A 23,084-nucleotide genomic window follows, 5' to 3' on the forward strand; every position below is an offset into this window, starting at 1 on the left:
TAATCTATAAAATATCTTCTTGTGGGAAAAATCAATTTTCCTGCAAACAGTTGACATTAACAAGGGTGTATTTATGATTACAATTTCTACAGACAAGTTAAAACCTGGTATGATAACATGCCAGAGTATTTATGACAGCAGCGGTCTTTTCTTGCTGCGCCGCGGTACAAAACTCACATCATTTTATATAAGAAAAATTATTGAAGCAGACATAAAAGAAATCACTGTCTTATCAACCAATATTTACAAAAACATTGAATTACCAAACGATGTTGTTTTTGAAACGACTCGTTCTAAAACTATACAAAGTTTATCTACTACCTTTGATATTCTTGAAGAAAAGGGTGTTCTTATAATAGATAAAATACAAAGCTGTATTATTTCTATTATCAAGGATCTTATGCGCAATAAGTCTAATTTAGTTCAAATTAATGATATCAGCACCTATGATAATTACACATTAGTTCATTCGGTCAATGTTGCTGTTTTATCATCACTAATTGGAGTTATATACAATTTATCTCCTAAAGATTTAGAGGAACTTACATTAGGTGCCTTGCTGCATGATATTGGAAAAATATTTATTCCGCTTGATATTTTAAACAAACCCTCCACTTTATCCGATGATGAATTTGATAATATAAAAAAACATCCTGTCTATTCTATGCAAAAATTACGTGATGCCAGTTCATTCAGCCAAAGTATAATTGAAATTGCCGCCCAGCATCATGAACGCATTGACGGCAAAGGCTACCCTAATAATTTAGCCAGTAATGATATTAGTTTTTTTGCTAAAATTGTTGCTATTGCTGATGTTTATGATGCTCTTACCAGTATTCGTCCTTATAAAAAAGCCTATAAGCCCCATATTGCCTATACTATAATGATGTTCCATTCAGAAGGGCAGTTCGATGTAAACATATTGAAAAAATTCTTTGCCTATGTTGCTCTTTACCCTAACGGCACTATTGTTAAAACAAATTTAGGTGCAGCTATCGTCAAAGAATCACTGCAGGGACAGGTAACAAACCCAATTATATTTATCTTTACGGACAAACATCACCAATTGTTATCAAATCCATTATTAGTTGATTTAGCCAAAAATTCCAGCTGCTACATTGAATCAGTCCTTGATGACAATGAAATATTATTTTTAATCGAACAACTTCATTTTGACCCCGTGTCATTATTAGATACCGGCATTCACTAAAAAATGAGGCTGACGCATGTTATGATATGCGCCAGCCTCATTTTTTTAAACTATTTTCCCACCATGATACTGTTCACCATCAGCATCCGGCATTATTTTATATCCCAGAGTCCATTCAGCTTTATATTTTATTGCCTGTGAATGAATACTTTCCAATGATTTATCATCCAGTGTTTTCACCACTTTTGCTGGAGACCCCAAAACTAATGAATTAGGTGGAATAACTGTATTTTTAGTAACAAGTGCGCCTGCTCCAACAATTGAGCCCTTACCAATAACTGCACCATCAAGCACTGTTGCACTCATGCCAATAAGACAATGCTCCTCAACAGTACAGGCATGAAGAACTGCACTATGCCCTACAGTAACGTAATCACCTAAGACACATGGTAAATTATCAGCTACATGCAATACTGCATTATCCTGTATGTTAGTATATTTGCCAATTTTTACTGGAGCCACATCGCCTCGCACTGTAGCATTAAACCATACACTGCTGTATTCGCCTATTTCCACATCGCCGACAACACAGGCTTCTTCAAATACATAAGCTTTTTTATCTATGACTGGATTTACTCCACCAAAATCTCTAATCATTCTAATACCTACTTTCTTAAAAATTATTCTTTATATAATATTACCATATCCAGGAAATTTTATCAGTTCCCTATTTTTAATATTTATAATTATTTCGCATAAGTTTTATTTCTTCAAAATATCCATCATGTTCGTTTGGCGTTTCTAATATAAACGGCAAATCACGTAATTGCGGATGATTTATCACATTGACCAAAGCTGTAAGCCCAATATTTCCCTGCCCAATTTTTTCATGTCTGTCCTTATGTGAGCCAAAAACATTCTTGCTATCATTTAAATGAACTGCTTTTAACCTGTCAATTCCAATTATATTATTAAATTCTTTAAGCACGTCATCAAGATTATTAATTATATCGTACCCGCCATCGAATATATGGCAAGTATCAAGACATACACCAATTTTATCTTTAAGTTCCACCTTTTGGATAATTGCCTCTAATTCTTCAAAAGTACGACCAATCTCTGTTCCTTTACCTGCCATTGTTTCCAATAAGACTATTGTATTTTGTTTTACATTCAATGCCGTATTAAGACAGTCAGCTATAAGCTCTATACCTTTTTCTGCTCCTTGTCCCACATGACTGCCTGGATGAAAGTTATAATAATTTCCTGGCAGATATTCCATGCGCTGCAAATCATCTGCCATGGCCTCTTTAGCGAATTGACGTACATTTTCTTTATCTGAGGCTGCATTTAAAGTATATGGTGCATGAGCTACAAGTTTGCCAATATTATTTTCCTGACATATCTTCTTAAATTTTTCAATATCTTCAATATCGATATCTTTCGCCTTGCCACCGCGGGGATTACGTGTAAAAAAAGCAAATACATTAGCATTTAGGCTGATAGCTTCCTCTCCCATCGCTGCAAAGCCTCCAGCTGACGATATATGATTACCTATATTTAACATTTATTCACCTCTTATTAAATCTTATTATAGCTAATTTTTTTTCTTACAGCAATTTCTTCCTTATTCATCTTTTTACAAATTTACATTACTGCCAAAAAATGATATCATAAATGAGACAGTTTGTGTCTCAAATTAATATTTTTATTAATTTGCAATCTATATTAATTGGTGATTTCTATGAATAAACTTTCACATTTTGACGAAAATGGACAAGCCATTATGGTCGATGTCAGTAATAAACCTCTTACCGCCCGCACTGCTATCGCTGAAGGACGTATCTATGTAAATCAGGAAATATTTGCTGCTATAGAAAAAGGCACATCTAAAAAAGGTGATATATTGGGAACAGCACGCCTTGCTGGCATCATGGCGGCAAAAAAGACCAGTGAAATAATTCCCTTATGCCATCCTATTTTTATCAGCAAAATTTCCATTTCCTTCAAGTTAGAATCTAAAACGTGTTCCGTATATACCAGTGCTGAAACTAAAACAACCGGACAAACCGGCATTGAGATGGAAGCTTTACATGCCGTGACAGCAGTACTATTAACTATTTATGATATGTGTAAGGCAATAGACCACACTATGAAAATAAGTGATATTCGATTGATTCATAAAACAGGCGGCAAGAGCGGCACATACAATATAGGAGATAAATAAATGGCAGAAATAACAGCAATCTGTATCAGCAAAAAACGTGGTACAGTAAAAAATCCCATTCCCCAAGGAACAATAATAACCAATTTTGGCTTGGAAAACGATGCCCATGCTGGTGACTGGCATAGACAGATCAGTCTGCTGCCAATAGAAGCTGTAGAAAAATTTTCGCAGGAATATAATTTACAGCTTACTCCCGGTGTTTTCGGTGAAAACCTGCTTATTCGCGGTATTGATTTAAAACAACTGCCTATTGGTACAAAACTACAATGTACAAATGGTATTTTACTGGAAATAACCCAAATCGGCAAAAAATGTCATTCCGGCTGTGAAATCCAGGAATTAACAGGTAAATGTATTATGCCCCATGAGGGTGTATTCGCTAAAGTTTTACATGGCGGCATAATAAAAGCAAACGACAATATTAATATTATAAGTTAATTAATAAGGAATTTGATATTATGTTTAAAACAGCTATTTTAACTGCCAGTGATAAAGCTTCCCAGGGTCTTAGAGAAGATTTAAGCGGTAAAATGATTAAAGAAATACTGTCCAATACTCAGTACAAAATTAGTAATTATACTATTTTATCTGATGATAAAGATATTTTAATTAATCATCTCAACAAACTATGTTCTACCGATATTGCACTCATTCTTACAACTGGCGGCACGGGATTTTCTCCGCGTGATAATATGCCCGAAGCTACGTGTCAGGTAATTGATAAAGAAGTCCCTGGCATTCCTGAGGCAATGCGCGCCTACAGTTTAAAAATAACACCACGTGCTATGCTGAGTCGTGCCGTTGCTGGTATAAAAAACCAGACTCTTATTATCAATCTGCCTGGCAGTCCCAAGGCTGTGAATGAATGTCTTACCTATATTCTGCCAACCCTTGACCATGGATTGAAGATAATGCTCGGCAACACCGATGAATGTGCCCGTATTTAAACACTCCTCCCATATTTATTTATGAAAAAGGACCATACTTTTATTATTGAGTATGGTCCTTTCATTGTATTTATTTAATTTACCAGCTCAAATAAGACCTTAACGCGTCCGCCGCAAATCATTCCCAATTTGCTGGCATCCTGCGGACTTAGATCATATTCTTCTATTACTGCTGTTTTTTCAGCTATAATTTGCACGGCTCTCTTTTGTGCTGCATACTCGACGGCACCGCCGCCAATTGTTCCAAAAATCTTACCGCTTTGCGTTACCAGCATTTTACTGCCAACACCACGCGGTGATGAACCATGTTTTTCAATAATTGTTGCAACAACCGCTTTTTCTTGTATTTTTCCGACCACAATCTCTTCTAATGCGGCAAATACATTATTTTGCGTTCTATCTCCCACAAAAGCACTTTTTATTGCAATAATCTCAGCCAAAATACTTACAGCAATTTCTTCCACCGTTATTGCTCCAATCGGCAAGCCAATAGGCGCATGTATATTATCTATCTGTGTATTTTCATAGCCTTTATCATGTAATTTCTGCCTGATAATGCCAACTTTTTGCTTACTGCCTATCATTCCCAAATAACGATAATATTTTTTCTGCAGCACCGCCAGAACTGCCCTAAAATCATCTTTATGTCCTCTGGTCACTATAACATAATAAGCATTATCACCAAAATCCTGTTGTAACGCTCTATCTACTCTTTCGGCAATCCGTTGTGAATAAGGAAATCTCTCCAAACTCACAAATTCTGCTCTATCATCAATTACTACGGTATTAAATTCCAGAAATTCTGCTAACTTTGCTATTGCCACTGCTACATGACCACCGCCCACAATAACAACAGTTGGAATATCATTAATACTTTCAATAAAATAACTATTATCTTGATCTTTAACTATTTGCGGTAATTTTTCTTTGCTTATATCAATACCAATTTCTTTCAGATCATTTGCTGCAATGATAGTCTTTTCTCCAATATTGCCATTAAGCAGCGTTTTTGTATAAAATGTCTGCTTTTTATTATACAATTTTAAAATATTTTCATATATTTTTTCCATTACTGCACCACTAATTTTATATTTATCCATCTGAATATATTAATCATCTTTTGTGGTCAATCCTAATAATTGCTGATACTCAGCTGGTGTATCAACATCAAAATTAAGTCCATCATCAGCTATTGCCAAATAAAATGTTTCTGCTGCCAGCCCTTGCAATATGCTCCGTAAACCGCCATCACCACTAAAAGCCAATATATCGGCAAAATATTTATTACTAATAAGTGCCGGATGTTTTTGCCGACCATTTTGTACAGGTAAAACAATACCTGATTTACTCTTTTTCCAGCAATCAATTAATCCCACAAAAGTTTGCTGAGAAATTGCTGGCATATCTGCTGGCAACAACAATACTGCCTCAACATTGTTTATTGTTTTCAGACCGCATTGTAAGGAGTATAGCATATCCTTTTCTCGATAATAAGGATTGTAAATAAATTTCACATTACTATATGAAGAAAAATACTGCTCAATATCCTTATGACGATATCCGACAACTATGATTATTTCTTCAACACCACTGGTAGAAAGCTTATCAATAGTTGCTGCCAATATTGTCTTTTTTTTATATGGCAGCAACGGCTTAAAATCTCCCATACGGCTTGACAATCCTGCTGCCGCCACAACTGCTCCCAACATAATATCACCTATTTCTTATAATATGTCTGTCTAAGCGGCAGTGATGTACGAAATTTTTTATCGAGACGGTAATAGGCATGCGAACAAGCCGGCGAAGTTGGTATCAGACAAAGTTCACCTACTCCTTTTGCCCCGTAAGCATATGGTGATTTTTCCCCTTTGGACTGAACAAGTTTTATTGTAATGGGTGGAACCATCGTTGCCCGCATCAAATTTAATGATGCCATTTTCATCTTAGGATAACCACCTTCTACTATAAAATCCTCCGTTAAGGCAAACCCCAGTCCCATAACGATTCCACCTTCAATTTGGCCTTCAACTGAAGGTATATTGACAGGTGTTCCTACATCGTAAGCCGCCTCAACCTGTTTTAACTTCCCATCTTCGTCTAAAACTATTACCTGCGTACCATAGCTATAGCTAACATGGCTTACTGGGAATTCTTTTTTAGACCCCATTGGATCGGTCTTGGCAGAAAACTCACCATAAAAGTCCTGCCCTTCCAAGTCTCTCAATATTTTACCATTATCAAGTTCAATTTTTAATTTTTCGGCTGCCCGCCGTACGGCTTCGCCAGTAACTACAGTCTGGCGTGAAGCCGTGCTCGTTCCCGAATTTGGTGTGCGTACTGTATCAGGATCTTCATGTATCAATAAAGACGGCGCAATACCTGTAGTTTCATAAACCATCTGAACGCACATTGTCGCAATCCCCTGCCCCATACAGGCAGCTGAAGTACGAATATACACCTTATTATCTTTAACTGACAATATGCAGCGGCCAATATCTTTTAATCCTACTCCTGTTCCGCTGTTTTTAAAGGCACAGGCAATGCCCGCATAAGGATTTTTTTCATAAATTTCTTTAACAGCTGCTAAACTTTCACGCATAGCACAGTTTTCATCGGCTATCTGCCCATTCGGCAAAACTTCACCTGCTTTTATCGCATTGCGCCAGCGTATTTCCCATGCTGATATACCTACTTTTTCTGCCAGAAGATTAATATTATTTTCTATGGCAAAACAACTCTGTGTAACCCCAAAACCGCGATAAGCTCCGCCTACAACATTATTGGTATAAACAGACATCCCCAGTATATCAATATTTTGATAATTATATGGCCCGCCAGCATGAGTACAGGCACGCTGTAACACTGGCCCCCCCAAAGAGGCATATGCTCCGGTATCTGCAATTATAAAAGCCCTCATTGCCGTAAATTTGCCATTTTCATCACAAGCCAAAGTAAATTCCATATCCATGGCATGACGCTTTGTATGATAATCAAGACTTTCCTGGCGGGAAAATTTAACTTTTACCGGCGTTTTTATATACCAGGCCATCAATGCTGCAAGATGCTGTACACTCATATCTTCCTTGCCGCCAAAGCCGCCGCCCACCAACATGGAATGGCAATGCACTTTTTCCGGCGCAATATTAAGCATATTAGAAATTTCTCTTTGCTCATCGTATACTGACTGCCCGCCAGTATACAATAACAATCCACCTTCACCTTCCGGCATTGCAATAGCACATTCCGGCTCCATGAAAGCATGATCATTAAACGGCGTATGATATTTATGGGTTATTACATATTTTGACTCTTTTATAGCCTTATTTACATCTCCACGCTTTAAATGTTCACGACTCATTATATTGCCAGTAGAATGAATTAAAGGTGCATCTGCCCGTAATGCATCCTGTGGCGTCGTAACCGGTTCCAGTACTGTATAATCCACTTCAATCAGAGCTAGTATCTCATCAAGTGCTTCTTTGGAATTAGCTGCTGCTAATGCCAAAACATCTCCGACATATCTGGTAATATTGCCCTGTGCGATCATAACATCCCAGTCCTGCACTAAATGCCCAATCTTATTATTGGGCACATCCTTTGCTGTAAGAATTTTTATACAGTCTTTATGCTGAAGTGCCTTGGATATATCTATTTTATTTACAACTGCCCGTGGATATTTAGAACGCAGCGCCTTAGCATAAACCATCCCCGGTACTGTTACATCATCGGTAAATTTACCTTTACCTAAAACTTTTTCCTTAGCATCAGGCCGCTGAAAATCTGTATTCAAAAATGCTTCTGTATTATCTGCTGGTATACTTTTATTTTCCCGAAAATACTGTGCTGCCATTAAAATTGCTTTTTCAATTTTTATATAACCTGTGCATCTGCATATATTACCGTTAATTGCCTTTTTTACTTCCGTAGTGGTCGGATTTAAATTTTTATCGAGCAGACTTTTAGCCGATATTACCATGCCCGGGATACAAAAGCCACATTGCACTGCCCCTGCCTGGGCAAAACAATATGCATAAACATCCTTTTCCCTCGTACTGAGCCCTTCTACTGTTATTATTTCAGCATTTTTTAGCTGAGATAATTTCAATACACATGATTTTACTTTATTGCCATTTAATAAAATAGTACATGTACCGCATACACCTGTATCACAGCCACTTTTCACAGAAGTTATCTGTAAGTCATCACGCAAAAAATCGATTAATTTTTTATCTGCTGCCACTGAGACATCTCTGCCATTTACTTTTAAAGAAAACATCATAAACTCCTTCGGTCATCCTATTTAATACATTTTTCATATACATAGTGCAGCAAATTCATCGCTACCTGTTTGCGGTATTTTGCTGTTGATCTTATATCATCGATTGGCTTTATCTGTCTGTCATACACATCATAAATATCCGGCAAGACTTTTCCTGTATTTTCATTATTTTTTATAAACATATCTTCTGCTTCTGCGAGTCGAACAACTGTTGGTCCTACTGCCCCTATAGCTATTGCTATATTTACAATTTTATCTTTTTCCTTTTTGGCAGTCATCGCTATTGATACCTTGGAAATTGCAGCAGCCTTGCGCATCGCTGCTTTTTTATAAAAATTTATATTATTATCACCTATTGGTATCTTTATAGCTGTTAATAGTTCATTTTCTTTCAAGGCCGTTTTTCCCGGTCCTAAAATAAATTCTCTGATAGGTAGTTCCCGTTCTCCTGCAATTGATTTTAGGCAAACTATCGCATCCAGAGCATATAACGGCGGCAAAGTATCACCTGCAGGTGATGCGTTGCAGATATTCCCGGCAATTGTCCCCATATTGCGTATTGCTGGTGCGGCCATTTCCTGCAATGCCAGGTGCAGTATTTGCGGTGTATTCTCCCAGTTTAACAGCCTGTTTAAAGTTATATTCGCTCCAATGATTAAATGCATATCTTTTTTTTCTAATACTGTTAATTCATCAATATTTTTTATAAACAGCATATCCTTAGTAAATGTCGGCAGTATTCCTGCTGACTGATGATTACGAACCATTAAATCCGTCCCCCCGGCAATTGGACAAACATCATGTTCGTCACAAATTTTTAAAGCCTCAGCCAACGTTTTCGGCATAAATGATTTTACCATAGCCCGTCACCCGTATCAGCTGCCATCTGTATAGCTTCAATAATCATATTATAGCCCGTACAGCGGCAAAGATTTCCTGATATTGCCTGTCGTATCTGCATTTCTGTCGGATGAGGAATTTTATTCAGCAGTGCTTCCGCGGCTAAAATCATGCCTGGGGTACAAAAGCCGCACTGTACCGCACCAGCCTCAGCAAAGGCATTCGCTAATTTTTCATAACGTTTCTCTTCTGAAAATCCCTCAATAGTTATTATCTCATGCCCGGCAGCATTTCCCACGGGTACCAGGCAGCTGCTTACCAGCTCGTGATCCATCAGTACTGAACAGGCCCCGCATTCACCTTCACCACAGCCTTCTTTAGGACCGGTAAATCCCATATCTTCCCGCAAAACATCCAGCAGTCTTTTGGTCGCATCCGCATCTATTGTCACATTTTTCCCATTTAATATAAATGAAATATCAGCCATGTTTAATTACCTCATCTAAAATATATTCCGCGGTTATCGGCAGTCTATCTATATGAATCCGCATTGCCTGCCCAACTGCCGCTGCATAGGCAGGAGCCGCTCCCAATAATGTTAGTTCACCGGCTCCCTTGGCGCCATATGGTCCATCTTCATACGACGATTCCACTAAACAATTTTTTATTGACGCAAAATCCATTGCTGTTGGTATTGTATAATTAGTTAAATTATTTTGCCTGGAATGACCTTTACTATCGTTAGTCATAACCTCCATTCCAGCATAACCCAACCCCTGAACAACACCACCTTGAATCTGCCCTTCAATTATCCGTTCATCAATAGGCTGGCCTACATCAAACACTGTCCATATACCAGTTACTGTAACTTCATAAGTCAGCGGATCAACTTTTGTTTCTACAACATTTACTCCCCAGGCATAAGCCGGATAAGCATCACCTAATGATTTGCCGCCATCCCATTTTATTCTCGCTGGTGCTTCATAATCCTGAATTATTTCTATGTCATTGTCTTCATGCCATCTTTGTTTTAATTTTTCTGCTGCTTTTTGCAATAATCGTCCTACTATCATAATTGAGCGTGATGCTACTGTAGGACCAGAATCGGGAACTTTATCTGTATCTGGATAAGGAAAATCTATATTTTCCAGCGGAATAGCCAGTGCTTTTGCCGCTATTTTTCTAAAAGTGGTCTGAAGCCCCTGCCCCATATCAACATTAGCTGCAAAAATTTCTACCCGCTGCGAATTTTTTTTCTTGCATAATTTTAATTTAGCCTTGATAATATCCTGTTCTCCGCTGCCAGTAAAACCGCAGCCATGCAGAAAAAGGGATATTCCTATTCCTTTATGGAATTGCGGCTGCTCACCATACATTTTTTTCTTTTTGCTGTAATCTGAAATCTGGTCAACCTTTGCTAGCATTTCCGGCAACTTTATCTCATCATAAAACACCCCATCTGTAGCAGTTGTATCTCCTTGTTTTGCCATATAACGCATTTTATAATCAATAGCAGATACGCCTGCCTTGCGAGCCAAACTTTCCATATGCATTTCAATGGCAAAAATGGACTGCGGTGCGCCAAAACCGCGAAAAGCACCATTAGGAACGGTATTTGTCGCTATCACAGCTCCTGTTATCTGTAAATTGGCAATACTATATACCCCGCAAATATTATATATACTGCGTTGTAAAACAACTTCAGAAATTCCCGCATAAGCGCCGCCATCAAGTTTTACATCAGCCTTTACTCCCAAAATATTATTTTCCCCATCCAATGCTGTTTTAAAAATTATTTCTGCCGGATGACGTCTTGGTGTATAAGCAGTATCTTCCTCGCGATCATAAAAAATTGCTACTGGTTTTTGTGTTTTTAAGGCAGCAAAAGCAGCATGTCCAGCCAGTAAGGACGGATAATCCTCCTTACCGCCAAAAGCTCCGCCTGTAACAGTCTGTACTACCTGAATTTTACTACTGTCTATTCCGATTGCCTGTATTAAAGCATTCTTTACATAATAAGGACACTGCATTGAACCATATATAGTAATTTTTCCCGCTTTACCGGGCACAGCTATCATTGATTGATTTTCTAAATAAGCTTGTTTTTGGTAACCAGTAGAATATTTTTCTTCAACAATTGTTGCCGCTTTGGCAAAAGCTGTTTTTACGTCACCTTTTTCATATTTATAATCAGCAAATTTATTATCTGTGCCATATATAGGTTTCTTTACATTATTTAATGCTTCTTCTATTGTAAATATTGCAGGAATTTCTTCATATACTATTTTTACTTCATCAGCCAATTTTTTCAGTAATGCTCTATCTGCTCCAACTAATAGTAATATTGCTTCACCATAATAATTTATTTTATCTTCTGCCAAAAACGGCCAGTCATCAGTCAAAAATTTTATGCGATTCTTACCAGGAACATCAGCGGCTGTAATTACAAAATATTCCTCTGGCAAAGCAGGAATTTTTATAGATTTTATACGTCCCCGCGAACAGCTTGACCTTACTGTTCTGGCATACAGCATTTCAGAAATATTGTAATCAGCAGCATACTTTGCCTTACCTGATAATTTTATATCATTATCAACTTTTTTTATTGGTTTTCCAATATCTGAATATAGCACAATTATTACCTTCTTTATCTATTTAAACGCATATCTGTTTGTATTGCTGTCATTAGCGCTTCATATTCCAAGCAAATTTTTTCAGTCTCATTCATCCGTACTTCTACTGCTTGTATTGTTTTTAATAATCCCTTGTTGGTACTATTTTTATATTCGTCACACGAATAAAAAACAGTAAATTTATCACGATATGGTGCTCCGTCATAGGGACAAAAAGTTGCGCAATTACCACATTCATTGCAATAATCATCAATATGCACAATTTGTATTTTTTCTCCAGCCTTGACCATAATATTAGCCCGATTAGGACAAACATTTATGCATAATCCACAGTTTTTGCAGTTGAATAATGGCAGCTTTTCCTTATATTTAGTCCTTGCTGCAGTTTTTTTATTGTAATAACTATCCTGCAGTGAAACCTGCAGCAGTGCTGTTAAATCTTCACTTTGCGGACGACAGCTATTTTCTTTAGTGTTTTTAAAAATATCTGCATAATCACTTAAATAGCGATAACCTTTCCCCTTCAGTAATATTGTGGCCATAGTTATCGGAAAAATACCGGCATTGTTTACAGCTTTTATATTATAACTGTCAATGCCACCGGAAAAAGATATCGGCAATGCTCTTCCAAAATTATTTGCTAACTTTTCAGCTACTGCTATTGCCAATAAAAACAACGGCTTGCCGGAAAGATACATTTGCTTATCCGGCAATTGATTATCCGTAACCATTACCGGTAATGTGTTCGTAAGCTTTACACCAAAAAAAATATTATTACTTTTAGCTATATGTAATAAATTTTTAAGCATTAATAATGCTGCTGGCCGCTGTAAATCATTATCAAACTGTTCTTTTATCAGGTTAATATAAGCATAGCCTTTACTTTTCAATATAGATTTAGTCTGAGTCCAGCCATTTAATGTTGGATTTAATTTTATATAAACAGGTATTTTCTTTTCAACTATAAGATATTGTGCTATATTTTCAATTTCTTCTGCCGGGCAGCCATGCATAGTTGATACAGTTATCGAATCCGCTATTTGTGTTTTTATCTGCAATAAATCATCCTGTGAAAAATTATCAAAAGTATCTAAATTATTGACAAGCACATCATAACATTCCTGATAAATTTCCATTTGTCCGGCATCTATCATCGCATTGATAAAAGAATCCACCTTAGTACTTGTTATACCTTGCAAATCATAGCCAACGCTCATATTAAAACTAAACCCGTCACTTCGTCCTAAACCAAATTCCACCGCCATAAATTTTAATAAAAAATAAGCTTTTACATATTCAGCCAAAGCTTGTTCTATATTCAGTTCTGTTGACCATTCAATGTTATAGCATTCATCAGGTACAGCGATGCAGGGCTTATTTATCTGCATCGCCTCACCGTCAATTATCTGCACCGTTTTTAATTCAAAAAATCGTGCTCCCGCTGCATAGCCGGCGGCAATATTTTGTGCCAGCTGCGTATGCGGTCCTGCCGCAGGGCCAAAAGGCATTTCTATATTCATATATTCATTTTTATATGAACTGCTTTTGTCTGCTATATATACTGGTACCTCATAAACCGTTCTGTTTTCTTTATATTCTTCTATTATATTTTTCAATAATACAGCAAATCCTGTCGGTATCATCTTATCACTCATATTTTTTTAAATAAGCTTCTGCCAAAGCTTATTAGCTCCTTGTCTGCAGTCTTTTATTATTTTTTCTTCGTCAATATTTAATAATTCTCTGTCTTTCATAATTATATTCCCCTGCGCCATGGTAAACGTTATATTATTTCCGTTAATTCCAAATAAAATATGTTCATTTATATTAGCTGCCGTAAGCGGTGTTGGCGGATTATAATCAGCAATTATTATATCAGCAGTACAGCCGTTCTTTATAATGCCTGTTTTCATGCCAAAATGGCGGGTAACCAACTGCCGATTATTTGCAAACATAGCTTCATTTATTTCTGCAAAACCGGCAGCTGCATCCTGTAAATTATGTTTCTGCAATAATCCTGCTGTTTTATAAGACTCCAGCATATCATGGGTATAGCCGTCCGTTCCCAATCCTACCAATATTCCTTTATGTATCATCTGTAATATTGGTGCACAGCCGGCTGCATTATTCATGTTGGACTGTGGATTATGTATTACTGCTGTTCCTGTATTTCTTATAATTTCCATTTCATTTTCACTTATATCAATACAATGAGCCGCCATTGTATCAGGTCCTAAAATGCCAAATTTATTAAATCGTTCCATTACACGCATACGATAGTTTCTGATGCAATCAGCTTGGTCAATCACACCTTCAGCAACATGTACATGATAACTGCCATTGCTGTGCTGCCGGCAATATTCCAAAGTTTCATCAGACAATGTAAACGATGCATGCAGTCCCATTATTCCTGTTAATACTTGTGATTTGGCTGTGTCTTTCATAAAACGTTCATTTTCTAGAACGGCTTCCCTCATTTTATCTTTGCCGGCACGATCAGATACTTCAAAACAAAGACATGATTTCACTGAAAATTCTTCTGCTGCCTGCGCAATCACCGATAAACTGTTACTTATTTCACCATAGCTGGCATGATGGTCAAAAACCGTTGTCACTCCATTTTTTACTAACTCCAGATATGCCATCCTTGCACTTTTATAAGTCATATCATTAGTTAATTTACTATCAAGTTTCCACCACAAATTTTGCAGTATCTGCACTAAATCTGCTTTTTGCGGCAATGAAACTGCCATTCCGCGTGCCATCATACTATATATATGTTCATGCGCGTCAATAAATCCAGGTAGAATCAAGCCTCCTTTAGCATTAATAAAGGAGGCCTTATTATATATCCTTTTCATCTGACTGTATGGGCCATAGTCAATGATTCTATTCCCCGATGTTACGACCGCGCCGTCAGTTAACACCGTATTATTTTCATCGTGTGTTACTATTGTTCCATTACCAATTATAAACATATATACCCCTATCTAATTTATCCACTGTCACAAAATATACTTTATTGCTGTGGATAAATTTCCTATTTACTTAGTAGGCAGTGGCTGACCATTAACATCAGCTTTTTTTTCCGTTACCGCATTGTTATTTAAAATTGCATTTAATATTATTGCGGTAAGACTTCCCACGGTAATACCACTATCAAAAATAACCTGTAATGCTCCAGTAAGATGAGAATAAAAATTTGGCATTGCTGTCGGAATCAATCCCATTGCCAAACTTATGCCTACAACAAGCACATTATAATTACCATTAAAATCAACCTTACTTAAAGTTTTAATCCCGTTTGCCGCTACCATACCAAACATGGCCAGCCCGGCACCACCTAATACCGGTGCCGGTATTGATGCAATAAGTGCTGCCAATTTTGGAAAAAGCCCCAAGGCAACTAATATACATCCTGATGCAGCTACCACAAAGCGACTTTTTACATTGGTCAGACTTATCAAGCCTATATTTTGTGCAAATGCCGTATACGGAAAAGCATTAAATATTCCGCCTAAAAAAGTAGAAAAACCATCAGCTCTGAGACCGCGTGTCAATGTTTCTTTATCAATCTCTTTATCTACAATTTCACCAACAGCAATAAAATCTCCTGTCGTTTCAGTCATAACTACCAACATTACTAATATCATTGCTGCTACTGCTGATACATTAAATGTAGGAAACCCAAAAGAAAACGGTGTAGTAACACCTACCCATGCAGCATTACCTATAGCAGAAAAATTTGTTTCTCCTAACGCCGCAGCAATTATTGTTCCGACGATTAATCCCAGTAATACAGAAATATTGCGTAAAAATCCTGTAAAACAACGATAAAAAAGAATTACTATTGCTAAAACTAATAATGCCAATAACAAAGATGATACATCACCAAAATCCTTAGCTGCCGGATTGCCGCCGCCAGCCCATCTTACAGCCACCGGTAAAAGTGATATGCCGATTATTGTAATAACTGAGCCTGTAACAACTGGTGGAAAAAATCGAATCAATCTGCTGAAATATGGCGCTATTAAAAATACTACCAGCCCAGCTGCGATTACAGCACCATAAATATCAGTTAAGCCGCCGTTTTTGCCAATCATAATCATTGGCGTTACCGCTGCAAAAGTTACGCCTTGAATAATCGGCAGTTTGCTGCCAATTTTACAAGGTCCCATAGTCTGAATCAATGTTGCAATTCCGCAAGTAAACAAATCAGCATTTATTAAATAGATAAGTTGTTTTGTATCCAAGCCTAAAGCATTGGCTAAAATCAGCGGCACAGCCACCGCCCCGGCATACATAGCCAACACATGCTGTAACCCATATAAAAATGTTTGCCCCAACGGCAGTCTTTCATCAACCGGATGTATATCTTTTCTCATAATATTCCCTCCATAATATTTTCCCCAGCAAAACTAAAAAAAGAGCCTGTTGACAACTCTCCCCGAGTTATCAACAGGCTTCTTTGCCTTTTTTATTTTATTATGAGACTATAATAGCTCATTTTGAGACAGTTGTCAATCAATAAATTGCTATCCACCAATTTCCGACATAAATTTATGCTTATTATTAAAAAAAACACGTTCCTGCATCTTATGCCGGGCTGGCTTATTATAAATCACTTTATTGATGATACTTTTTATTTCTTCTGCCGATGCCTTTTGCAACAGTAATTGTTTTAAATCATATTCTTCTTCCGAATACAAACATGGCTTTAAAATACCATTTGACATTAATCTGATACGATTGCATTCATGGCAAAAATTATGGCTGAGTGCCGATATAAATCCTATTTTGCCACATTTATCGTCAAAATCATAATATGAAGCTACACCAGTAGCAGTCGTATCGGCGATTAAACTGCCATACTTAGATGAAATTATATCCTTTATCTGATTTTCTTTTATCCCCTCATAATTTTTAGTCTGGGAAAAAGGCATCATTTCAATAAAGCGCACCGGAATATCATATTGTCGGGAAAATTCAGCCAGCGGAATAATCTCCTGTTCATTAATTCCCTTCATAATAACAGTATTTATCTTAACTGGTATTTTTTTACGAACAGCTTCTATTCCCAATAATACTTTATGTATATCGCTGCCTCGTGTAATTTGTCTAAAAACTTTTGGTGTTAATGCATCTATGCTTATATTAACCCCATCTAAACCATTTTCCAGCAATTGTGCCGCCTTATCTGATAATAAAATCCCATTCGTTGTCATTACCAATTTCTCAATTGAAAAATTATCCTTAATAGCTTCCACCAACTCAATTATCCTAGGATATAACAACGGTTCGCCGCCAGTCAGCCTGATTTTTTTTATCCCATTTTGTAGAAAAAGCCCCAGTAAAAGCACTATCTCTTCATAGGGCATTATCATTTTTTCTTCACAGGCACCTTTATCTGGACGACAATAAATACATCGCATATTACATTCGTTTGTCAGGGATATACGCAAATAATCTATACTGCGTCCCAATTTGTCTAACATAAAAAACATCCTTTAATATATTACTCTGTCCCTAGTACTTCTTTTCCTACTATTAGTTCTGCTGTTAATTTATCGCCCAAATGTACTTCTTTGCTCACTGGCAAATAAATGTAGGCATTGCATTTTTCCAATAATTGCGGACGTGTCACTGCTTTGGGATTTATTCGTTGTACATAGTAGCTATTTTCCTTGCAATAAACATGTGCCTGAATACAAAAATCATAATTATCGGGTGCCTTAAAAGAAAACTCAGCCACTGCCTCAACTATAATTGCCTCCTGTTCAGCCTGGTGATAATAATTATCCAGCAATGTTTTGACATAAAATCTGGCTGCTAATTCCGCTCCATTGGGCGGTCCTGCCATTCCTAATACCGGCTTTCCCGCAAAAAAAGAAAAACTGGAGTGTTTTCCCGGCCTGCAGCCTAATTCATAGACTACAACCTGACCTTTATTTTCCAAAATATCCAAAGTATAATCCTTGGTTCCTTTAGAGGATCCGGCATTAATTAATATCAGATCAGCCTGCTGTGCAGCTTGCTGCAAAGCATCATATAAAGCTTCTTTATTATCACGCACTATCGGAAAAATTACAGGATCAGCCTGATACTGTTTTAAAAAAGCATATATCATCATGCCATTCGATTCTATATTTGTTCCTGCTGGTAAATTATCGATTGACCATTGTGCCAGTTCATCGCCAGTAGGAATAAAAACTACTTTCGGTTTTTTAATTACAGCAACACGTTTAACTCCGCCAGCTGCTAATATTCCCATGGCTGCTGGTGTTATCTGCTGATATTTATGTAATATTATTTCAGCATCATTTATACTGCTGCCTGGCGGATCTACCAGTTGTCCTGGTTCAGGTGTTTTTTTTATTACTAAATGACCTTCTATAAAGTCAATGTCTTCAATTAATATCAAAGTATCATAAGGTGCTGTAATACTGCAGCCTGTATTGACAAATACATATTCCCTGCCGTTCTCCCATAAATATGTATCAGGCATTCCTGTTTCAAAATCTTTTGCCCGTACCCCGATTCCATCCATTTTACCTACGGGCAGATTAGGCAGCATTCGTCTTGTTGCAATATCCTCAGCTGCAATCCTGTTTAATGCTTCCATAAGTTCTACTTCTTCGACCTGAAACTTAAAACTCACTCTATCACGCAGTAATTTTTTCATTGCCTGACGTGATGGCATTAATCCCTTCTCTACATATTTACGATATTCCATAATATTACCTACTATATTTAAATTTTTAAAGTCTATTTATATAATACTTTACCACAACGGTTTTTATTTGCAATATATTTTCCTTTTTCTAATGTTTTTTGTCCATTTACAAAAACATATTCTATTCCTGCTGGATATTGCATTGGTTCAATAAATGTTCCTTTATCAATTACATTTTCAGCATCAAAAACAACAATATCCGCAAAAAAGCCTTCTTTTAACTGCCCGCGTTCTTTTATCCCCAATGTTTCTGCCGGTTTCTTCGTCATTTTATATACAGCCTGCTGCAAACTTAAAACTTTTTCTTCGCGCACATATTTGCCCAGTACACGTGGGAAAGCCCCAAACGCCCGTGGATGTGGTTTTCCGCCCAAAAGACCGTCAGTGCACACATTCATTTCCGGTCTTTGCATAAATAACTTCACATGATCTTCCGTTCCATAAAAATCAACCATGCCTACGGCATTTTCCTCTTCATATAATAAGTCAAATACCGCGTCATAAGCATTTTTCTCACATTTTTTGGCCAGTTCAGTTAATGACAATCCAATAGCATCCTTATTTTTATCAGTCTTAACGCTAGTTATATAAATATTATCCATCCCGGCAAAGTCAATAAAATTATCCCACCCATCAATACCATTTTCTATATCATAGATCATTTTTTTACGGTCATTTTCATTGTGCAATCTTTCTAAAACTTTATCTGTACCACCATCATGTACCCATGGCGGCAAAATCACCCCCAGCATGGTACTGCCGGCAACGTAGGGATATTGGTCAAACGATACCCTTATTCCCTGAGCCTGTGCTTTATCCAAAAGATTTATCATATCTTCTATATATTTCCAATTTTTCTTGCCGCAAACCTTAAAATGCGAATAATGGATTTTAACGCCTGATTCCTGTCCAATTCTTATAACTTCCTGCATAGAATCTATAATAGTATCAGCTTCACTGCGCTGATGAATAACAAAAACACCGTCATACTGAGCTACTATTTTGCATAATTCGATGATTTCTTCAGTTGCTGAATAAGCACACGGCATATAAATAAGCCCTGTTGATAAACCATACGCTCCAGCTTGCATTTCCCGCTGCAATATTTTCTTCATTCTTTCCAGCTCAAAGCTGTCTGGCTGCTTATCAGATAAGCCCATCGCTTCCATACGTACATTGCCATGCGGCACTAAATAACATTCATTTATAGATGGCTTCGCATCTTCAATCATTTTTAAATAATTTTCCGTGGTTTTATAATGCCAGTCTATCTCATCACTATCACCATCGAGACCCGCTAGATTTTTACGCCAGGGGATAATATATTTTTCCGGCAACGGTGCCATTGATACACCATCCTGCCCTAAAACTTCTGTTGTAATCCCCTGCATTACCTTAGGCAAAAGTTCTGGCTTAATCAATACATTTAAATCACTATGGCTATGTGTATCTATAAATCCCGGTGCAGCGCAAAGCCCCTGCCCATCAATAATTTCATCCGCCTTGATCATAAAACTGCCAATTTTTTTTATGCGGTCATTTTCTATAAGAATATTGCCTTTAAATGGCTCTTCTCCACTTCCGGTAAATATCTGCAAATTTTTTAGTAAAACTGTCATTTCAGCACTCTTCTTTCTATAAAACTGCCCGTCCCAGCATCAGCTGTAAAATTGCCATCATAAACAATTTCACCGGCTCTTATAACATTTATTATTTTCCCTTTTACATTTAATCCTTCATATAAAGTGTAATCAACAGTTCCATGTAAATTATTTATATTCATTTTTTGATTTTCACTGGGATCAATTATCATAATATCGGCATCACTTCCCGGCAGTAATGTCCCTTTTTGCGGATACATACCATAAATACATGCTGGCTTTGTACATAAAAGTTCTACATACTTATTAAGTGTGATTCTATCTTTCATAACGCCTTCCGAAAACATTATAATCGCACGTTCTTCTATTCCCGGTGCGCCATTAGGACATTTGGTGAAATCATTTATCCCAGCCTGTTTATCACTTTTCCAGTAAAACGGACAATGATCAGTTGCTATGACGTCAATACTGCCATCAGCCAATCCCCGCCATAAGGCTGTTATATCTTCTTTTTTTCGCAGGGGTGGTGACATAACATACTTCAATCCATCTGCCCTTTTATAGCATGCTGCATCACAAACTAAATATTGCGGACATGTTTCTGCATAAATATTTTTTTGACCGTTACTGCGTGCCTGCCGAATAACATCAAGTCCTTTTTTAGTAGACAGATGCACAATATATATGGGAGCATCATCTGCTATATGGGCTAGATGAAGCACTCTTTCCACTGCCTCTGCTTCACTGTCATCAGAGCGACTTAACGCATGATAATATGGCGATATATTTCCCTCTCTGACATATTTTTGCCGCAGATAATTTATCATGGTATCATTTTCACAATGTACTGCAATAACTGCATTAAGTTCTTGTGCTTTTTTTAATACACGCAATATAGATGCATCATCAAGCGCAAAATTATAGGTCATATATATTTTAAAACTGCTGATACCTTCTGCAGTTAACTGTTCCATCTCTTTCAGCACATTATCATCAACATACTGTATTACGCCATGCAGTCCATAATCAATTACTGTTTTTTCATTAGCATTTTTTTTATATTTGTCAATTTGATAACGAAGTGAGCAATTTTTCGGACCAAATGCCAAATGCTCAATGACACTTGTCGTGCCACCGCAAACAGCTGCCCTTGTTCCTGTAAAAAAATCATCACTGGTATGAAATTGCCCAGCCTGCAAGTCTATATGCGTATGAACATCAACAGCTCCCGGCATTACATATTTATCAGCAGCATTAATGACCTGAGCATCCGCAGTATCAAAATCTGTTCCTATAGCCTTTATTTGTCTATTTTCTATTAAAATATCGGCTTTATAACTATCATTTGCCGTTACAATCGTACCATTTTTAATAATCATCTTCACAAAAATCACCAACTAAAATTTTATTATCAACATATACAATAATCCGCTCTTAATTTTCTTTTTACCAAGAAATTAAAAGCGGATCAATTAATTATTTTAAAAGAGCTTTCATTATTGCCATATAACACTGTGTAACTTTTGTTAATTGGTCTATTTCAATATATTCATCAACTGTATGGGCAATATTTTCTTTTGATGGGCCCATACCAATAGTTTTTATATTAGCTTCACCGGCATAATGGCTGCCATTAGTACAAAAATTATATTGGGTAATCTCCGGTGAAAACCCTGCCTTATTTAATTCATCCATAATGTTTTCGACAAAATCATCATCTTTTTTGTACAGCCAGCCGGGAAAAAATCTTTCGCCTTCAATTATATTACCGGTATAACATTTTTCTTTACCAACTGCATAGGATACCTTATAGCTGGCATCATTATCAGTTTTCATTATATCATCAATAACATTTTGTATTGGTTCTAAAACAGAATCTTTGGTCTCTCCTGTTAATAACCGTCTGTCGTATGTTGCCCGACAATAATCCGGCACAACTGAAGCTCCTGGATATGGTGATGATTTTATATCCGTCAATTCTAAAATCCCGTCCCCTAATACATCATGATGCGGTGGTTGTATATTTTTTATTTTTTCAACAGCCTGGCATATTTTGTAAACAGCATTTATCCCCTTATCCGGATTAGCAGAATGACATGATTTACCAAATGATTCCAATACAATTTCAGCCCGTCCTCTTTGTCCTATTTTCAGGTTAAGATTTGAGGCTTCACCAATTACTACATAATCCGGCTTAACTAATTCACTTATAGAGCGTGCTGCCACACCTTCAAAACATTCTTCATGAACTACCCCGGCAAGATAAATATCCCCGGCAAAATTTTTCTTTAAATCTTTACTGAAAAAAGCTGCCGCACTGACCATAGCTGCTACGGCACCCTTCATGTCAGAAGTACCCCGTCCATAGATTTTACCATCATGAATCTCAGCCGCAAATGGCGGATACTGCCATTTACCTGCATCTTCCACAGGAACCGTATCAATATGACCGTCAAATAATATTTTAGGGCCTTTTTGACTTCCTTGTATATGCCCTATGATATTGCCATATTCATCTATTTTTACATCATCAAAACCATTTTCCTTCATATAGCTTTCCAAAGTAGCGGCTGCTTCATTTTCCTGACCGGAATAGCTTTTATTTTGTATAAGCTTCTGGCATAAAGCAATAACTTCATGGGAACGTTGTTCATTAAGCATATATATTCCTTCT

At 37.0% G+C, this 23,084-nt stretch carries 20 protein-coding genes; 4 read left to right on the top strand and 16 right to left on the bottom strand.

The genetic code is table 11. The features are described from left to right. Positions 1-73: 73 nt before the first annotated feature. The gene (locus tag HNR32_RS03480; RefSeq protein ID WP_183859701.1) at positions 74-1,210 is read left to right on the top strand and encodes an HD-GYP domain-containing protein; all 1,137 of its coding nucleotides are present in this window, start codon (positions 74-76) and stop codon (positions 1,208-1,210) included. Between the two features lie 45 nt (positions 1,211-1,255). On the opposite strand, the gene HNR32_RS03485 is transcribed toward HNR32_RS03480, so the two are convergent. Together HNR32_RS03485 and HNR32_RS03490 are read right to left on the bottom strand one after the other, a co-directional pair. Next, on the bottom strand, positions 1,256-1,807 hold the full coding sequence (locus HNR32_RS03485; protein WP_183859703.1) for a gamma carbonic anhydrase family protein: 552 nt from the start codon (positions 1,805-1,807) through the stop codon (positions 1,256-1,258). A gap of 76 nt (positions 1,808-1,883) precedes the next feature. Then, positions 1,884-2,717, bottom strand: coding sequence for a deoxyribonuclease IV (locus tag HNR32_RS03490; protein WP_183859705.1), 834 nt, complete (start codon positions 2,715-2,717; stop codon positions 1,884-1,886). Between the two features lie 177 nt (positions 2,718-2,894). Here HNR32_RS03490 and moaC point away from each other — a divergent pair, with 177 nt between their 5' ends. Genes moaC through HNR32_RS03505 form a run of 3 tightly spaced genes read left to right on the top strand, consistent with a single transcriptional unit; the run spans position 2,895 to position 4,324 of the window. Then, positions 2,895-3,377, top strand: a complete 483-nt coding sequence (moaC, locus tag HNR32_RS03495; RefSeq protein ID WP_183859707.1) for a cyclic pyranopterin monophosphate synthase MoaC — start codon at positions 2,895-2,897, stop codon at positions 3,375-3,377. Further along, positions 3,378-3,815, top strand: a complete 438-nt coding sequence (locus HNR32_RS03500; RefSeq protein WP_183859709.1) for an MOSC domain-containing protein — start codon at positions 3,378-3,380, stop codon at positions 3,813-3,815. A gap of 20 nt (positions 3,816-3,835) precedes the next feature. Further along, a complete protein-coding gene (locus HNR32_RS03505; protein ID WP_183859711.1) occupies positions 3,836-4,324 on the top strand; it encodes a MogA/MoaB family molybdenum cofactor biosynthesis protein in 489 nt (162 codons plus the stop codon). Between the two features lie 74 nt (positions 4,325-4,398). On the opposite strand, the gene HNR32_RS03510 is transcribed toward HNR32_RS03505, so the two are convergent. The 14 genes from HNR32_RS03510 to HNR32_RS03575 all read right to left on the bottom strand — a co-directional run bounded on the left by HNR32_RS03510 (position 4,399) and on the right by HNR32_RS03575 (position 23,071). After that, positions 4,399-5,394: an XdhC/CoxI family protein gene (locus HNR32_RS03510; RefSeq protein ID WP_183859713.1), complete on the bottom strand. Its 996-nt coding sequence runs from the start codon at positions 5,392-5,394 to the stop codon at positions 4,399-4,401. A 39-nt stretch (positions 5,395-5,433) separates the two neighbouring features. Next, on the bottom strand, positions 5,434-6,033 hold the full coding sequence (locus HNR32_RS03515) for a nucleotidyltransferase family protein (protein ID WP_183859715.1): 600 nt from the start codon (positions 6,031-6,033) through the stop codon (positions 5,434-5,436). An 8-nt stretch (positions 6,034-6,041) separates the two neighbouring features. Beyond that, the gene (gene xdh / locus HNR32_RS03520) at positions 6,042-8,600 is read right to left on the bottom strand and encodes a selenium-dependent xanthine dehydrogenase (protein WP_183859717.1); all 2,559 of its coding nucleotides are present in this window, start codon (positions 8,598-8,600) and stop codon (positions 6,042-6,044) included. Positions 8,601-8,620: 20 nt separating this feature from the next. Beyond that, a complete protein-coding gene (locus tag HNR32_RS03525) occupies positions 8,621-9,463 on the bottom strand; it encodes an FAD binding domain-containing protein (protein ID WP_183859719.1) in 843 nt (280 codons plus the stop codon). Continuing rightward, positions 9,457-9,930 carry a (2Fe-2S)-binding protein gene (locus HNR32_RS03530; protein WP_183859721.1) on the bottom strand — a complete coding sequence of 158 codons (474 nt, stop codon included), beginning with the start codon at positions 9,928-9,930 and terminating at the stop codon, positions 9,457-9,459. Before HNR32_RS03530 ends, HNR32_RS03525 begins: the two co-directional genes overlap by 7 nt. Beyond that, entirely contained in the window at positions 9,923-12,076 is a 2,154-nt protein-coding gene (locus HNR32_RS03535; RefSeq protein ID WP_183859723.1) for a xanthine dehydrogenase family protein molybdopterin-binding subunit, read from the bottom strand. The genes HNR32_RS03530 and HNR32_RS03535 overlap by 8 nt, the downstream gene beginning before the upstream one ends. Positions 12,077-12,090: 14 nt before the next feature. Then, positions 12,091-13,731, bottom strand: a complete 1,641-nt coding sequence (locus tag HNR32_RS03540; protein ID WP_183859725.1) for a 4Fe-4S dicluster domain-containing protein — start codon at positions 13,729-13,731, stop codon at positions 12,091-12,093. A gap of 6 nt (positions 13,732-13,737) precedes the next feature. After that, entirely contained in the window at positions 13,738-15,054 is a 1,317-nt protein-coding gene (gene ssnA, locus HNR32_RS03545; RefSeq protein ID WP_183859727.1) for a putative aminohydrolase SsnA, read from the bottom strand. Positions 15,055-15,120: 66 nt separating this feature from the next. Further along, on the bottom strand, positions 15,121-16,461 hold the full coding sequence (locus tag HNR32_RS03550) for a nucleobase:cation symporter-2 family protein (RefSeq protein WP_183859729.1): 1,341 nt from the start codon (positions 16,459-16,461) through the stop codon (positions 15,121-15,123). A 150-nt stretch (positions 16,462-16,611) separates the two neighbouring features. After that, the gene (gene moaA, locus HNR32_RS03555; RefSeq protein WP_183859731.1) at positions 16,612-17,571 is read right to left on the bottom strand and encodes a GTP 3',8-cyclase MoaA; all 960 of its coding nucleotides are present in this window, start codon (positions 17,569-17,571) and stop codon (positions 16,612-16,614) included. A 20-nt stretch (positions 17,572-17,591) separates the two neighbouring features. Beyond that, on the bottom strand, positions 17,592-18,809 hold the full coding sequence (locus HNR32_RS03560) for a molybdopterin-binding protein (RefSeq protein ID WP_183859733.1): 1,218 nt from the start codon (positions 18,807-18,809) through the stop codon (positions 17,592-17,594). 32 nt (positions 18,810-18,841) lie between these two features. Continuing rightward, the gene (locus HNR32_RS03565) at positions 18,842-20,428 is read right to left on the bottom strand and encodes an N-acyl-D-amino-acid deacylase family protein (RefSeq protein WP_183859736.1); all 1,587 of its coding nucleotides are present in this window, start codon (positions 20,426-20,428) and stop codon (positions 18,842-18,844) included. Next, the gene (gene hydA / locus HNR32_RS03570; RefSeq protein ID WP_183859772.1) at positions 20,425-21,789 is read right to left on the bottom strand and encodes a dihydropyrimidinase; all 1,365 of its coding nucleotides are present in this window, start codon (positions 21,787-21,789) and stop codon (positions 20,425-20,427) included. The genes HNR32_RS03565 and hydA overlap by 4 nt, the downstream gene beginning before the upstream one ends. Positions 21,790-21,886: 97 nt before the next feature. Then, positions 21,887-23,071: a YgeY family selenium metabolism-linked hydrolase gene (locus HNR32_RS03575; RefSeq protein WP_183859737.1), complete on the bottom strand. Its 1,185-nt coding sequence runs from the start codon at positions 23,069-23,071 to the stop codon at positions 21,887-21,889. Positions 23,072-23,084 lie beyond the last annotated feature (13 nt).

The sequence above is a fragment of the Pectinatus brassicae genome, from assembly GCF_014201835.1.
In the GTDB taxonomy this organism is placed as follows: Bacteria; Bacillota; Negativicutes; order Selenomonadales; family Selenomonadaceae; genus Pectinatus; species Pectinatus brassicae.